This is a genomic window from Williamsia sp. MIQD14, from assembly GCF_051025635.1.
Lineage (GTDB): Bacteria > Actinomycetota > Actinomycetes > Mycobacteriales > Mycobacteriaceae > Williamsia_A.
Window position 1 is genome coordinate 214,352 of the sequence record NZ_JBPFDG010000003.1, and the last position, 15,932, is coordinate 230,283.

At 66.9% G+C, this 15,932-nt stretch carries 13 protein-coding genes and 1 pseudogene; 12 read left to right on the forward strand and 2 right to left on the reverse strand.

The annotated features are described in order from the left end of the window. The first annotated feature begins 15 nt into the window (after nt 1-15). Nucleotides 16-918, forward strand: a complete 903-nt coding sequence (locus ACQ7HM_RS12505; RefSeq protein ID WP_156377912.1) for a tagatose-bisphosphate aldolase — start codon at nt 16-18, stop codon at nt 916-918. Between the two features lie 50 nt (nt 919-968). Further along, nucleotides 969-1,904, forward strand: a complete 936-nt coding sequence (locus ACQ7HM_RS12510) for a metallophosphoesterase (protein WP_055785601.1) — start codon at nt 969-971, stop codon at nt 1,902-1,904. Here the strand turns inward: ACQ7HM_RS12510 and ACQ7HM_RS12515 are convergent. After that, nucleotides 1,871-3,523, reverse strand: coding sequence for a stealth family protein (locus tag ACQ7HM_RS12515; RefSeq protein WP_434216601.1), 1,653 nt, complete (start codon nt 3,521-3,523; stop codon nt 1,871-1,873). The two genes, ACQ7HM_RS12510 and ACQ7HM_RS12515, sit on opposite strands and share 34 nt — an antisense overlap. A 506-nt stretch (nt 3,524-4,029) precedes the next feature. Then, nucleotides 4,030-4,680 (reverse strand): uracil-DNA glycosylase, encoded by a 651-nt coding sequence (locus ACQ7HM_RS12520; protein WP_055785605.1) that lies wholly within the window; start codon nt 4,678-4,680, stop codon nt 4,030-4,032. Nucleotides 4,681-4,729: 49 nt separating this feature from the next. Between ACQ7HM_RS12520 and ACQ7HM_RS12525 the strand changes: the two genes are divergently transcribed. From ACQ7HM_RS12525 to ACQ7HM_RS12570, 10 genes and pseudogenes are all read left to right on the forward strand, one after another. Then, nucleotides 4,730-6,085: a chloride channel protein gene (locus tag ACQ7HM_RS12525; RefSeq protein WP_055785607.1), complete on the forward strand. Its 1,356-nt coding sequence runs from the start codon at nt 4,730-4,732 to the stop codon at nt 6,083-6,085. Between the two features lie 94 nt (nt 6,086-6,179). Next, on the forward strand, nt 6,180-7,325 hold the full coding sequence (locus ACQ7HM_RS12530; protein WP_434216602.1) for a sulfite oxidase: 1,146 nt from the start codon (nt 6,180-6,182) through the stop codon (nt 7,323-7,325). Between the two features lie 267 nt (nt 7,326-7,592). Continuing rightward, the gene (locus tag ACQ7HM_RS12535) at nt 7,593-8,858 is read left to right on the forward strand and encodes a phosphatidylserine decarboxylase family protein (RefSeq protein WP_434216603.1); all 1,266 of its coding nucleotides are present in this window, start codon (nt 7,593-7,595) and stop codon (nt 8,856-8,858) included. 119 nt (nt 8,859-8,977) lie between these two features. Further along, nucleotides 8,978-9,916, forward strand: coding sequence for a LysR family transcriptional regulator (locus ACQ7HM_RS12540; protein ID WP_055785617.1), 939 nt, complete (start codon nt 8,978-8,980; stop codon nt 9,914-9,916). 108 nt (nt 9,917-10,024) lie between these two features. Further along, complete coding sequence (locus tag ACQ7HM_RS12545) at nt 10,025-10,483, forward strand: hypothetical protein (protein ID WP_055785618.1); 459 nt, start codon at nt 10,025-10,027, stop codon at nt 10,481-10,483. Nucleotides 10,484-10,584: 101 nt separating this feature from the next. After that, nucleotides 10,585-12,090: a multicopper oxidase family protein gene (locus tag ACQ7HM_RS12550; RefSeq protein WP_055785621.1), complete on the forward strand. Its 1,506-nt coding sequence runs from the start codon at nt 10,585-10,587 to the stop codon at nt 12,088-12,090. Nucleotides 12,091-12,108: 18 nt separating this feature from the next. Beyond that, nucleotides 12,109-13,266 carry a permease gene (locus ACQ7HM_RS12555; protein ID WP_055785625.1) on the forward strand — a complete coding sequence of 386 codons (1,158 nt, stop codon included), beginning with the start codon at nt 12,109-12,111 and terminating at the stop codon, nt 13,264-13,266. After that, nucleotides 13,256-13,387: pseudogene (locus ACQ7HM_RS12560) on the forward strand (DUF1330 domain-containing protein); the annotation flags it as partial. The gene ACQ7HM_RS12555 and the pseudogene ACQ7HM_RS12560, both read left to right, overlap by 11 nt. A 236-nt stretch (nt 13,388-13,623) precedes the next feature. Continuing rightward, nucleotides 13,624-14,589 carry a DUF302 domain-containing protein gene (locus ACQ7HM_RS12565; RefSeq protein WP_162243395.1) on the forward strand — a complete coding sequence of 322 codons (966 nt, stop codon included), beginning with the start codon at nt 13,624-13,626 and terminating at the stop codon, nt 14,587-14,589. A gap of 160 nt (nt 14,590-14,749) precedes the next feature. Then, nucleotides 14,750-15,925 carry a TDT family transporter gene (locus ACQ7HM_RS12570; RefSeq protein WP_055785631.1) on the forward strand — a complete coding sequence of 392 codons (1,176 nt, stop codon included), beginning with the start codon at nt 14,750-14,752 and terminating at the stop codon, nt 15,923-15,925. The last annotated feature ends 7 nt before the right edge of the window (nt 15,926-15,932 follow it).

The following is a 15,932-nucleotide window of genomic DNA, read 5'->3' on the forward strand; positions in this document are numbered from 1 at the left end:
CAAGGAGAGATCACCGTGAACGAACTCACCACCATCGAGAAGCGCGGCATGGCCGCGATCTCCACCGCCGAGGGCAACATGCTCATCGTCGCCGGCGATCAACGCAACGGCATGAAGGCCGTCATGACCGATGCGCCCGACGGTCCCGGCTCGGTGACCGCACCCCAGTTGGCCGACGCCAAGGCCGATCTCGTGCGTCACCTGGGCAACCACGCCCCGGCGATCCTCCTCGACCCCGAGGTCGCGCTGCCCAGGATCGTCGACGACGGGACGCTCTCGCGAGACACCGCGCTGGTGGTCGGTATGGACGCGTCGGGCTTCGAGACCATCGACGGCCTGCGCCACACCCGTTTCGTCGACGGCGTCACCCCGCGCACGGTCCGCGACCTCGGCGGCGACGCCGCGAAGATGCTGTGGTACCTGCGCCCCGACCGCCAGGGGCTCGATTCGGTTGCTGCCCAGTCCATCCGCGACCTCACCGCCGCGGCGACCGCGGAAGGTGTGCTGCTCATCGTGGAGATCCTGACCTACCAGCTCGAGAACGAGAGCGACGAGGACTACCGCGCCGCGTTCGGCGGCCTCATCGCCGAGTCGGCGCGGCTGTCGGTCGCCTGCGGCGCCAAGGTGCTCAAGCTCCAGTACCCGGGTTCGGCGCAGGCGTGTGCCGCGGTGACCGAGGCCGCCGACGGCGTGCCGTGGGCCGTGCTGTCGGCCGGCGTCGATCACGAGACGTTCGTCGAGCAGGTCCGCATCGCGGTCGACAACGGCGCCGGTGGCGCCATGGCCGGACGATCGTTGTGGAAGGACTCGATGGCCGTCTCGGCAGCCACCCGCGCCGACCTGCTCACCCATCGGGCCCTGCCGCGTCTGCGTGAGCTCGCCGATGCGGTCGACCATCGGGTGCCCGCCCTCGCCTGACTAGAGTTGGCCGGGATGAACCTCCTGGGTGTCGACGACGCCGTGACCCGATGAAGGCCCGGACCGCCGAACACCCGCGGCCGGACTTCACCCTGCTGCACCTCAGCGACACCCACCTCGTGGCGGAGGGTGTGCTCTACGGCGACGTCGACAGCGGTCGGCGGCTGCGCGAGATCCTCGCCGACATCGGCAGCTCGGGTATCCGACCCGACGCCCTGGTGTTCAGTGGCGACCTCGTCGATCGCGGGGAGGCCACGGCATACGACGCGCTGCGCGCCATGGTCGAACCGATCGCCGCCGAGATCGGTGCCACGGTGGTGTGGGCGATGGGCAACCACGACGACCGTGCGCAGTTCCGCAGCCACCTCCTCGACACCGAACCCTCGAGCGCACCGGTCGATCTGGTCCACGACATCGACGGGCTCCGGGTCGTCGTGCTCGACACCACGGTGCCCGGGTACCACCACGGCGAGATCACCGACGCCCAGCTGGCCTGGCTCGCCGATGTTCTCGCGACCCCGGCCCGGTACGGCACCGTCCTGGTGATGCACCACCCGCCGATCCCTGCGGTACTCGACCTGTCGGTGCTCGTCGAGTTGTTCGATCAACGCCGACTGGCCGAGGTGGTGCGCGGCAGCGACATCCGCACCATCCTCTCGGGGCACCTGCACCACTCGACCAGCGCCACCTTCGCCGGGATCGGGGTGTCGGTGGTGTCGGCGACGAGCTACACGCAGGACCTGGCGATACCGGTGGGCGCGATCCGTGGTCGTGACGGTGCGCAATCGCACAACCTCGTCAGCATCTACCCCGACACCGTCGTGCACTCGGTGGTCCCGATGCGCGGTCAGTCGTCGGTGGGCGAGGCGGTCTCGGCGACCGATGTGGCGCAACGGCTGCGCGACCACGAGGTCACGATCGTCGACAGCGCACGCAGTCGTTCAGAGCCGGCTCAGGACTCCCACTCACCGGCGATCGGGAAGTAGCGCTCGAGGAAGTCGGTGACCGTCGCGGTGCGCACGTCGAGATCGACCTCGGGGAAGCTGCCGTCGTTGAGGCAGAAGAAGTCGACCGCCCGCTTGGGCAGCAGCTTGCCCATCGCCCGCAACCCCGACGCGGTCGTGGTGTCGATGTAGCGGACCTTCGCGCCCCGCTGCACCACGGCCTGACCGGTCTGCAGCGCGTAGTAGTGATAGAGCGAGTTGGTGACCGAGATGTTCTCGCTCGACCGGAAGGCGCTGGCCGCGGTGGCGGCGAACTCCTCGGGGAACTCCTGCTCCATCTGTGCCATCACGCTCTTCCGCAAGGGTGTCGCGACGTGTTCGAGGTGTCGTGTGGTCACCGACCCGAAGCGTTCCCGCAGGATCCGCCGGTTGACGCGGGCGGCGTTCTCGAAACCACTGCGCTCGTTGTCGTTGTGACCCAACCCGATTCGTACGGCACCCTCGACGAACATGCTGATGCCGCCTGGGGAGAAGAACATGTCCGGTGACACCGGTCGCGCGAAGAACATGTCGTCGTTGGAGTACAGGAAGTGCTCGGACAGGCCGGGGATGCGGTGCAGCTGCGACTCGACCGCCTGCGAGTTGTGGGTCGGCAGCACCGAGGTGTCGGCGAAGAACTCCTCGCTGCGGACGAAGGTCACGCGCGGGTCGTCGGCGAGCCAGGCCGGCCGGGGGGAGTCGGTCGCGACAAAGATGCGGCGGATCCACGGTGCGTACATGTGCACCGACCGCAGTGCGTATTTCAGCTCGTCGATCTGTCGGAACCGGGCCGCGGAGTCGTCGCCGGAGCCCACCACGTAGTTCTTCATCCGCTTGGCCCGCTGGGCCTGGAACTCCGCGGACGACCCGTCGACCCAGGAGAAGACGATGTCGATGTCGAACCCGATGTCGGAGGCATGGGCGTCGAACATGTTCTCGATGGTCGGCCAGGTGAGCCCGTACCGCTCGACGGTCCCGTGGACGGCCTCCGAGGCCGGTATCGAGCGACGGGTCAGCGAATTGACCACGGGTGCGACGATGTCGGCGTCGGTGAACGACCAGAGCTCAATCTGGACCGCACCCGACGTGCCGTAGTGCATACCGCTCGTCGGCTCGACGCGGGGTCGGTGCACGCGCAGGATTCGTGCGTCGGCGACCGTCGAGAGTCCACCGTCGGCGACCAGTCGCAGACGGGACCCGCGGATGTCCATTGCCTTGGCGTAGAACGGTTCTCGCGCACATCCGGCGGTCAGCGCGGCGCGCAGTTCGGGACCGCGGGTCACGTCGACGGCCAGCACCGGTCGGTCGTCGTTGCCGCGGACCAGCAGGTAGCCGATGTCGGCGGCGTCGAGGACTCCGCGGACGAACAGCAGGTCGGCGATCGTCGCCTCATGGGGGGTGGTGGTGACGTTGCGCAGCGCCAGGCGACCGCGGAACTCGACGATGTCGTCACGGTCACGGAGTCGGGCGACGGCGCCGGAGGTGCTGTCGGACAACGGTAGTGACGAACCCGGGTCACGGGGGACGAGTCGGAGTTCGGAGGTCGGTCGTGACGAGATGATGGTGATCCTTCCCAGGTGGCGCAGTACCCGGGCAGGAGCCGATGCGTGTTTCCCCAGCATACGGCACCTGACGAGCAGGTGACGACGCGGTGAACACGCGCCTACGGCGTCTCGCGCAGCAACGGGTTGAGCACCGCGATGGCGCCGGCCTTGTCGTACGGCTCGTTTCCGTTGCCGCACTTGGGTGATTGGACACACGACGGGCATCCGCTCTCACAGCGGCAGTCGGTGACCGCGTTGCGGGCGTCGACCTGGGGGCGGTGGCGGCAATGGAACCGGTGTCGGCGGATGACCGGTGACCGGAGTCCGTCTGCGTGGTCTCAGCACCGATGACATCGGTGTGGCGTGTGGTGCTGCGACGGTGATCACCGCGCTGTCGGATGTCGCCATCAGTCGGTGTCGTACCGACGGTGCGGCCGTCGCGGTCGTCGCGGTCGTCGCGGTCGTCGCGGGCGTGCGGGTCGATCTCGGACCCTTCGGGAGCCCGCGCAGCGGCCAGGGCCGGCCCGACGGAGTGATCGCCGACGAATGTTCAGGAGCTCGACCTGAACAGGTGTTCGATCGAACTATCGGTCGTCATGTGCTGATTTCCTCAGGAACGCCGCCACCGACGCGAAGGCGTTCTCGATGCGGGCGATCGACTCCGCTCGCGCCCCGGCGTTGCGCTGCGACGGATGCGGCGCGGCGACAACACGGCGTAGAGGTTGTCGACTCCGCGACGTCTGGTTCATGAAGCCGAGCATCGCCGGCCGGCCAAGGGTGATCACGACCTCGATACGGGATGCCACCACGAGGAGTTCGTCGAGACACACCGCGGCCGCGCGAAGGTCGCCGGCCGACGGCGACGTCGGATGGCCGGCGGCGTCGAGCACCGCCCACGGCACGACATTCCACTTCAGGCAGGCCGACCGTGGCACGCCCGCCGCCGCGCGCAGACGCGACAGCAACTCGTTGCTGCGATCCGGGTTGTCCTCCGAACAGAACCCGGTACCCCCTGCTCGCACCGTGCTCGGTGCCGGCGACTCCATGAGGATGAGCACCCGCGCATCGACGCCACCGTCGTCGGGGTCGAACCACGGGACGAGCTGTTCCGGCGCTTGGCCGCGCCATGTGTCGACAAGCGCATTGAGCGGTTCGACATGAGCAGCGCGAATGCGCTCCGATTTGGCCGCGATGATCATGACGTACTCCCTCGTCGATTCTGCGATGGTCGACATCGCGGTCGGTCGTATCCGAGGATGAAGCCATGAGCCATCGGCACCGTCGTTGACCGACCGCGAGCGCATCCCCACCCCACTGCTGAAGAAGCGCCTTCCGTCTGGCCGCGGCGCGATGTTGCAACCCAACGCGACAGGTGACGGCGAGGCGCAACTCACCGCGAGGTTCTGGGCACTGGTCATCGTGACCGGAATCGTCACCGGCTTCTTCGGTGTTCTGCTCATGCTCATCCTGTTCACCGTCGAGCATGCCGCGTTCGGGGTGAGCAGTGACGGTCAGGGGTTCTCGGCCGCGGTCGCCGCCGCCGACGGGTGGCGCCGCGTGACCCCGTTGCTGATCGGTGGCGTGATCGCCGGCGTCGGGTGGTTCCTGTTGCGGCGCTTCACCCCCGGCCGGAAATCCGAGGCCGACGAGGTCCTGTGGACCGGCGAGGGCCGCCTGTCGTTCCGACGGAGTCTCGGTACGTCTGTGTTGTCGGAGATCGTGATCGGTCTCGGTGCGTCGCTCGGGCGCGAGGCCGCGCCGAAGTTGATGGGCGCGGTGTCGGGCAGCGTCGCGGCGGAGTGGGCCGGGATGTCGGCGGCGCAGCAGCGGCTGCTCGTCGCGTGTGGCGGCGGTGCCGGGCTGGCGGCGGTGTACAACGTGCCGCTCGGCGGTGCCCTGTTCGCCGCTGAGGTGCTGATGGGCGCGGTGGCGCTGCCACTGGTGTTGCCTGCCCTGGCGTGCGCCGCGACCGCAACGGCCGTCGCCTGGGTGTACCTCCCCGAACACGCCACGTACCTCGACATCCCCGAGTATCGGTTCGACCTCCGACTGCTGGTGTGGGCCGCAGTCCTCGGGCCGATCGTCGGGATCGTCGCTGCCGGATACATCCGCGTCATCGGATGGATCTCGCACCATCAGGCGCGGGGCCGCTGGGTTCTCATCGCGCCCCTGATCGCTTTCGCTGTGCTCGCCGGTGTCGCTGTGGCCTTTCCACAGCTGTACGGCAACGGCAAAGGAATGGCCCACGACGCGTTTGTGGGCGTGGGCAGCATCGGGTTGTTGGTGGCGCTGGCGGTGCTCAAACCCCTCGTCACCGCACTCTGCCTGGGTGCAGGGGCGTCCGGCGGTCTCTTCACCCCGGTGATGAGCACCGGCGCGGTCCTCGGCGCCGCGCTCGGCATCGCATGGAGCCAGGTATGGCCGGGGAGTCCCATCGGGGCCTATGCGCTCATCGGTGCGGCCGCCATGATCGGCGCCGGGATGCAGGCCCCGCTCGCGGCACTCGTGTTGGTTCTCGAACTCACCCACAGCGGTTTCGGGTTGATGGTGCCGATGATGGTCGCCACCGTCATCGCCACCGCCATCACCCGGTGGATCGACGGCTACTCGATCTACACCGCCCGGCTGTCCTCGGCCTGAGACAGACCACCGCGCCGCGTGCGATGTGCAACCCTGGACCACATCCCGAACTCGTGCAGACCACGCGGGTTCCTCGTGATCGCCGAGGAGAACCATGTGGAACAAGCGAGCCGACACCCGTGTACACGAGGTCGATCCCTACAACGCCGAACCGTCACCGGCCGCGCTGGCCGCGGAGTCGCTGACGGCCGACGACACGTTTTACAGCCGCAATCACGGCCCCATCCCGGACATCGATCCAGCGCAGTGGCGACTGACCGTGTCGAACGGTCGCGGAGCGACCCGCACCTTCTCGTTGGACGAGATCCGACGCGACTTCGACGAGATCTCGACCGTCGCGACGTTGCAGTGCGCGGGTAACCGCCGAGCCGGGCTCATCGCGGTGCGCGACATCCCCGGCGAGGATCCGTGGACGCAGTGCGCGACATCGACCGCGCGGTGGAGCGGCGTTGCCCTCGCCGACCTACTCCGCGCCTGCGATGTCGCCGACAACAGCACAGATCACGTTGAATTCATCGGTCCCGATGTCTCCGATCTGGCAACACCACCGCAGCGGTACGGCAGCTCGATCGAGCTGAGCAAGGCGATGTCGCCGGGGACAATGCTCACCTGGGCAATGAACGGGCAACCCCTCCCACGGCTGCATGGCGGTCCGATCCGCGTGGTCGTACCCGGCTACATCGGCGCCCGCTCGGTCAAGTGGGTCGACAGCATCACAGTACGAGAAAGCCCGTCGGACAACTGGTTTCAACGAGTCGCCTACCGGGTGCTGCCCGTCGACGCCGACCCCGACACAGCCGGACCCGGCGACGGCATCTCACTGTCGTCAGTTGCCCTCAACTGCGACTTCCTCTACCCGGACCCGGCCACACCGATCGACGCCGCCGAGGTCCTGGTAGGCGGGTACGCCTTCGCCGGAGACGAACGGGGCATCTCGCGGGTACAGGTGTCGACCGACCAGGGGGCGACGTGGATGGAAGCGGACCTGGCACAGCCGCAGGGACCCTGGGCATGGCGCCGCTGGTCGGCAGTCGTCGCCCTCGACGCTCCCGCCGTGGAGTTGTGTGTCCGCGCCTGGGACGACGCGGCCGCGACGCAGCCCGCCTCGGCCGCCGAGCTGTGGAACCCGAAGGGCTACGTGAACAACTCCTGGGGGCGACTCACACTGCACCGAGACCGAGACCGAGACCGAGACCGAGACCGTGACCGAGACCGAGACCGAGACCAGACCACAACGTGAGCTTGTAGCCTCACAACGTTGCTCCCTCTACCCCTGCTGATGGTTCGCGCCGAGACTGGATGAACGAGCACCGCCACTCGCTTCCACACCCTGCGGACCCGGCATTCGACGCACCGCGTCGATTCGGCCTCGCAGTGCCGCCCGCGCGTGTTCGGGCACATCACCCCGAACTGGGGCAGCAGGACGGTTCCATGCCGCACATCCTCAGAATGTTCTCAGTATTGTTGTGCTGCAACACATGTCGAAGTTCTGGTGTAGCGTCGCATCATGACCGTAGACAAGTCGCATCCCGATTCCCGCCGCCAGGGTGGCTGGCTCCCCGCTGAGCAGGACGACCTCGAGCAGTGGTTGCGGGGGCACAGCGAGAAGGCCGAGTCGGCCGATGGCCGCGTGGTACACCCGGTCATCGTCGAGTTTCAGGAGCTGATCGACGCGGATCCGGTGGTCCGTATGTACCTGGAGAAGATGATCGAGCAGGTCCCGACGGGCAGGACCTACCGCGACCGACACGTACAGGATCTCCCCCAGTTGTTGCGTCTGATCGACGAGGTCCTCACCGTCGCACCTGAATACGGTCCCAACTCCGTCGTCACACCTCTCGGCGCTATTCTCGATTGGTCGATGGGAACCGCCGCGGGACATTCCGCGTTCCGCGACCCCCGCGTGAACGCCATGCTGAAGAAGATCTTGACGGCCTGGTGCGAGTTCCTGAGCAGCCCCGGTTCGCGGTACGTCCTTGACGACTCTCCCTCGGGATGGCTCTGTCAGGAGGCGCGCGACAAGATCGGGTTCGATGAGTTCGAACACAACCCCGATGACGAGCATGCGGGTTTCTCGTCATGGAACGATTTCTTCACCCGGACCTTCACGCCCGGAGCACGTCCCGTCGCCGCCCCCGACGACGACTCCGTCATCGTCAGTGCGTGTGAGTCCACGCCCTACCGCATCAGTAGCGATGTCTCACTGCGTGAATCGTTCTGGGTCAAGGGTCAGCCGTACTCGCTCGCCGATCTGCTCGACAACGACCCGTCGGTGGACGCGTTCGACGGCGGGACCGTGTACCAGGCGTTCCTCAGTGCTTTCAACTACCACCGCTGGCACAGCCCGGTCGCGGGCACCATCGTGAGCACACGACTCGTCGACGGCACCTACTTCTCCGAAGCCGACGGCCAAGGCGACGCGCTGCAGCCGACCTACTCCCAGTCGTACCTCGCGCACGTCTCGGCGCGGGCGATCATCGTCATCGACGCCGACAACCCGGTGATCGGGCGCATGGCGTTCGTCGCCATCGGGATGTCGGAGGTGTCGTCGTGTCTGATCTCCGACGACGTCCGTCCCGGGGCACACATCGGCAAGGGCGACGAACTGGGCTACTTCCAGTTCGGCGGCTCGACACACTGCCTCGTTTTCCGGCCGGGCGCCATCAGCGAGTTCGCCCTACGATCCGTCCCGCAGACCAACGACCCGCACGCTCCGCTGGTCCGTGTGAACTCCCACCTCGCCACCGCCGCACCCCGCCCACAGCTGTCCTGACACTCTGACTCGCCCGAACATCTCAGGAGGCCACCCCGTTCGACTCGGGTTGATCGCGGCGCTCCGTACTGCCGGACCGCCACAATCCGTGGTTGTGGACGATGAGCTATGGTGCGATCGTGGCCCTGAGTTCACGCATGCCGGATCTGACCGCCTTCGAGGTTCTCACTGCTGTCGCTGCCGGCGGCAGTCTCACCGCTGCTGCACATCAGCTGAATCTGACACAGCAGGCCGTCTCTGCTCGCATCCGCTCGATGGAGGCGCAGACCGGAGTCCAGATGGTCATTCGAACCAGCCGTGGTTCCACCCTCACCCCCGCCGGTCGCGTCGTGGCGGAGTGGGCCGACGGGCTTCTCGACACCGCTCACCGCCTCGATTCCGGGTTGGCCTCGCTCCGCACGGACGCACGCGCGCACCTTCGGGTCGCGGCGAGCCTGACGATCGCCGAACAGCTCCTACCTCGGTGGTTGATGTCGCAGCGAGCCGAGTCGATCCGGCTCGGCGTTGCGCCCCCGGAGGTGACGCTGGTGGCATCCAACAGCGAGCAGGCGATCGCCGCCGTACGCGACGGAGACGTAGATCTCGGCTTCGTCGAGAGTCCGGGAACACCGAAGGGAGTGCGCAGCCGCATCGTCGACCACGACGAACTCGTCGTCGTCGTCGCGCGGGCGCACCCGTGGGCGAGGCGAACGCGTCCGGTGACGGCCGAGGAGTTGAGCACGACGTCCCTGGTCACCCGCGAAACAGGCTCGGGGACACGCGACTTTCTGTCCTACGCCATGCGTCTGGCGCTCGGTCCCACCCATCCGCAGGCTGCGCCCGCGATGGAGATGACCACTGCCTCGGGCGTCCGATCCGCAGTCTTGGCAAACGCCGGCCCGGCAGTTCTGAGTCGCCTGTCGGTGGCCGACGACCTCACACTCGGTCGGCTCGTGGCCGTCGCCACCGACGGCATCGGTCTCCGCCGTGACCTGAGAGCCGTGTGGATGGGCGGCCGGACTCCCCCTGCCGGGGCGATCCGGGATCTCGTCGGGCACGTGGCGGCGTCACGAAGCTGACGCGGCCGCGCAGATGCTTCGCCTGGACGGCGCCACCCGTGGTCGGACGCGAGGCGCCGCACCGCCGAGGACTCGACGGGTACCCCATGGGGGTATAGATTCGATGGCATGCAGATCGGGACCGCCGCAACGGGCACAGGGGTATCGCCTCGTGGCACGCGGCGACCGGTCGTCGCGACCTTCTATGTCATGGTCGTGCTCGCCGTACTCGCGACGATCCGACTGTGTTGCTGCGTCGACGGCACGTCAGCGCAGCAACCGGAGAGCGCGGTCGCCCTCGCCGCGTCCCATCAGGCGGAGTCGGCGGCCACTGCCGTACCGAGTGTGCGCCGCGCGCATCACGAGACAGCTTCGGCACCCACCGCCCACTGCTCGAACCATTCGACGGTCGACCTGGCGATCCCCACGGGCGCGGCCGTCGACCACCACGACCCGGCCGTCCTCGCCACACGCGCACTTCCGGCCGATGAGGTGACGCCTCCGTCCTCGCGACGAACGCACAGCTCGCGTAGCCCTCCGACGACCGGCGTGACAATTCTCCACGACAAGAGTGTTCTACAGATCTGAGTGACGCCTGCGGCACGTCGTCTGTTCGACGACGCCGCCCACCAGGCCGGCCTGCGCTGCGACATCAGCCGCTGCGCGCACTCATCATCTGGAGAGACTTCATGAACACCTCGAACATCACCACGCGTCCGGTCAGTCGGCGAACCTTTCTGGGAGCTGCGGCCATGGGCCTCACCGCCGCCGCCGCCGCGTGCGGCACGCGTGCGGTCAGTCCGGTCGACGCGCACCGGGTCGACAAGAGTGCGATCGATGCCGCCGAGGCCCGACGACCGCACACCGGACGGACGGTCTCGTACACCCTCGATCCGCGGCGAACCGACATCGATCTCGGCGGCCCGGTTGTGAACACCTACGCATACGGCGACACCATTCCGGGCTCGGTCATCCGCGCCAATGTCGGCGACGAATTGTCGATCACCACGCGCAACGCACTGACCGACGCGACATCGGTGCACTGGCACGGAATCGCATTGCGCAATGACATGGACGGAGCGGCACCGGCGACTCCGGACATCGCCGCAGGCGACGCCTTCACCTACCGCTTCTCGGTACCGGACTCCGGAACATATTGGGCGCATCCGCACGTCGGATTGCAGAGTGACTTCGGCCTCTACGCTCCGATCATCATCGACGACCCTCGTGAGCCGCACGATTACGACACGGAATGGATCGTGGTTCTCGACGACTGGACCGACGGTGTCGGGAACAGTCCCCGAGACATCCTCACGTCGCTTCAGAAGGGCGGCATGTCCATGGGCGGCATGTCGGGAGGCTCGACGAGTGGGGTCGGCACGAGCGCTCTCCTCGGTGGCGACGCCGGAGACGTCGCCTACCCGCTCTACCTGGTCAACGGGCGAATCGCCAACGCGCCGACGACATTCACTGCTGCGCCGGGACAACGAATTCGTATCCGCATCATCAACGCCGGTGCGGACACCGCCTTCCGTGTCGCACTGGGTGGGCACCGGATGACCGTGACCCACACCGACGGTTTCCCGGTGACACCGACTGACGTCGACGCGCTCCTGATCGGGATGTCCGAACGCTACGACGTGGTCGTCACGGTGAAAGACGGGGTATTCCCTCTGGTGGCGTCTCCAGAGGGGAAGACCGGCACCGCTCGCGCGCTGCTGCGCACCGGCGCGGGGGCCACACCCGCGGTGAACGTTCGTCCTGCCGAGTTGGACGGATTCGTCGGTACCGTCGACACCTTCGTCGCCACCGACGACGTCACATTGCCCACCGGCCGCGAGGACGCCGCACTGCAAGCGATACTCGCGGGCACCATGAGCAAGTACCAGTGGACCATCAACGGGCGGGTCTACGAGCAGATGGAACCCATCATGATCACCCAGGGCCAACGGGCCAGCCTCACTTTCACCAACACCACGACGATGTGGCACCCGATGCATCTGCACGGCCACACATTTCAGGTTCGACGACCCGACGGCACCCCTGGCCCGCGCAAGGACACCGTAGCCGTACGTCCGGGCGAACGCGTCGTCGTCGATCTCGTCGCCGACAACCCCGGACAGTGGATGCTGCACTGCCACAATGCTTATCACCAGGACGCCGGAATGATGACCCGCCTGGACTACCGAATCTGACCACGAACAGGATCTGATATGAACGCCATAGAACATGCTCTACGCCTGACCGGCTCGATGACCTGGGAGATCCTCTGGGCGCTGGTTCTGGGATTCCTCCTCTCGGCCGTCGTGCAGGCGGTCGTCCGCCGCGGAACCGTGGTGCGGCTCCTCGGCGACGACAGCCCTCGATCCCTCGCCACCGCGACCGGTTTCGGCATCGCATCGTCGTCCTGTTCGTACGCAGCGGTGGCACTTGCGCGCTCACTCTTCCGCAAGGGGGCGAATTTCACCGCCGCCATGACCTTTCAGATCGCGTCGACCAACATGGTGATCGAGCTCGGGGTGATCCTGCTCCTGTTGATGGGGTGGCAATTCACGGCGGCCGAATTCATCGGCGGGCCGGTGATCATCGTCATCGTCGCATTGCTGTTCCGCAGGCTCCTGACGACGAAGCTGATCCGAGATGCGGCGGAGCAGGCCGACAAGGGCCTGTCCGGCTCGATGGAAGGCCATGCGGCCATGGACATGTCGGTACGGCGCAAGGGCGGGTTCCTCCGCCGGTTGGCGTCGCGCGAGGCCGCGACCTCGGTCAGTCACGTGTTCGTGATGGAATGGGCGGCCATCTGGAAAGACCTGGTGATCGGACTCCTCATCGCCGGCGCAGTCGGAGCCTGGGTCCCCGACAGCTTCTGGCAGGGATTGTTCCTGGAAGGACACCCCGTGCTCGCAGCGATCTGGGGACCCTTGATCGGTCCCATCGTCGCGGTGATCAGCTTTGTCTGCTCGGTCGGCAATGTGCCACTCGCCGTGGTTCTGTGGACGGGTGGGATCAGCTTCGGTGGGGTGATCGCGTTCGTCTTCGCCGATTTGCTGATCCTGCCCATCCTCAACATCTATCGGAAGTACTACGGCTGGCGCATGACCATGATGATCGCGGGGACCTTCTACGTCGCCATGGTCGTCGCGGGATACGTGGTCGAACTCCTCTTCACGCCGACGGGACTGGCGCCGAATCGTGCCGACGCCCATCTCCCCGACGCCGGGATCAGCTGGAACTACACCACATGGCTGAACATCGTCGCCGTCATCGTCGCCGTCGGCCTCGTCGTGAGATTCTTCCGCAGTGGCGGGCGTGGGATGTTGTCGATGATGGGCGGCGCTCCGAGTATGGAAGGCTCCCAGCATGGCCATTGATCCCCGCGGTGTCGACCTGAAACGCTTTCTCGCCGAGGATCCCGGCGGTCCCGTCGTGATGCTCGACCTCTTGCGCTTCGCCGAGGGTGGCCGCGACGACTACCGGTTACCTCGCTACGCACCACGGCGTTGGTGGAAGCAGTTCTCCAGGCTACGACCCCACGGAACCCTCTCTCTGACACAGACTGATCGGGTTGGCCGTCTCTCGCGTGCGACAACGCCGATTTGTGAGGTCACAAGCAGCTGCCCGTAGCTGAGGGGTCTGTCGTCACCTGACACTGACCGTCAGGCCATCGACTCGATGGCTCCCACCTGACGTCAGGAACACCCTTCATGAAATCCGGTCCTCTGCGCGCTGTGACCGCAACGGTCGCCACCGCGTCGATTGTTCTTCTCGCCGCCTGCTCGACCTCATCGACGAACACGGCCACGTCGTCGACGGCGGCGACATCCGCGTCGACATCGGCCGACACCACCGCGCGCGACGCGGCCCCCCAGGAATCGGGACTCATCGTCTATGTCAGCAGACATTCCTTCGGTGACACGGTCAGCGCGCTGCGGCAGCGCATCTCAGACAAGGGAACCGTCACCGCCACGGTCGACTTCGCAGCGTTGGCGAGCAAGATCGGCAAGCAACTGCGGCCGACGACAGTTGTGGTCGGAGGAAATCCACGCGCGGTCGCCCCGGTGGTGGCGGCCGATCAACGGACGGCGATCGATCTGCCGCAGAAGTACCTCGTCTGGCAGGCAGCGGGTGGCACGGTCTTCGTCGCCTACAATTCGGCCGATTACATCGCGCAACGCGCCGGGCTGGCGGTCAGCTCGGGACAACTCGACGCACTGCGGACCGGATCGGCGGCCATCACCTCCGCGGCAACGGGCTCGACATCGGCCGCGGCGGGCGGCAGCGTCACATCGACGTCGGTTCCGTATCTGGTCGAGAAGGTGAGCAACGCGTCGGTCACGGAGTCGATCGCGCGATACGCCGCCGCGTTCACAGCCAAGCAACTGCCCACGGTTGCCACCGTGGATCTCGCAGCGGCGGGGCAGAGCGTGGGGGTCGCGTTGCGGCCCACGATGACGATCCTCGTCGGAAATCCCACTGTGTCGACCGCGCTGCTGTCGCAGCAGCAGACCATGGGGATCGATCTCCCCGTCCGCTACTCGGCCTGGCAGGACGTCGACGGCGTGGTCCATGTCGCGCACCCGGACTACCGCGGCCTGGCCGCTCGTCACTCCATACCGTCGACGAGCCCCGTGCTCGCCATGGTCGACACCGCCACGTCGACCTTCACGAGTGCGGCAGCCGGAACGGGAAACTGACTGCACCGCCTTCCCGTCACGAGTTCCCATCGACCAGTGCAGAAGCGCCCGGACACTTCTGCACTGGTCGATTTACGTGCGTATGGACACAAATGAAGTTTGTGGCCCCACAAGTCAGCACCATCTGGTGCCGCACGTGCCATCCGCCGACACTCGATGTATGACCACCACCGTGAACCTCACCTCGTCAACCGTCGCGCGCTCGGCGGACCGGTCGAAGTCGCATCGTCGCGCTCCGGTCGTGTTCGGGCACCTGGGTCGCCCTGGTCAGATGCTCGAGCACATCACCCCCAACTGGTACGCCTCGGTGATGGGGACAGGCATCGTCGCGAACGCGGCCGCCACCCTGCCCCTGCAGTTCACCGGCCTGCACACCTTCGCGACCGTGGTGTGGCTCATCGCGTCGACCGCGTTGGTCGCGCTGACCGTCGCCTTCGCTGCGCACTGGACGCTGCACCGCGGTCACGCCCGTGCCCACGCCGCACACCCGGTGATGTCGCAGTTCTACGGTGCACCGCCGATGGCGATGCTCACCGTGGGCGCCGGCACGATCACGTTGGGACCTGCGCTCATCGGCTCGAGCGCCGCGGTGTGGATCGACGCAGTCCTGTGGACCGCGGGAACACTGACCGGTCTGGCCACCAGTCTGTGGATTCCGTACCGGATGATCACCGCTCACGATCACGACACCGCCATGGCGTTACCCGCGTGGTTGATGCCCATCGTGCCTCCGATGGTGTCTGCGTCGACCGGCGCACTGTTGCTCGATCACGTCGCGGCCGGGCAGTCGCGGCTCGCGCTCATCGCCGCCTGCTATGCCATGTTCGGACTGAGCCTGTTCCTCGGGATGATCACCATGACGATGATCTACTCGCGCCTGGTCCACGGCGGCATGCCCGCCGTGCAGGCCGCACCCACCGTGTGGATCACCCTGGGCATGATCGGCCAGTCCATCACCGCCACGAACCTGCTCGGCACCCACGCCGCGACGGTGTTCGTCGGCAAGCAGGCCGTCATCGCGACCGGACTCCACATCTTCGGCATCGCATACGGCTTCGCGATGGGCGGATTCGGCATCCTGATGTTCGCCCTCGCCACCATGCTGACCATCCACGCCGCACGGCGCGGGCTGAGCTTCTCACTCACCTGGTGGAGCTTCACCTTCCCGGTGGGAACCTGTGTCACCGGTGCCACCGCACTGGGCACCGCAGCCGGCATCTCGGTCATCCACGCGATGGCCGTCGGCCTCTACGTCGTGCTGCTGACCGCCTGGGCCACGGTCGCCACCCACACCCTGCGCGGCACGATCAGCGGCAAGGTCTTCCTCCCCGCCTGATGGGCGA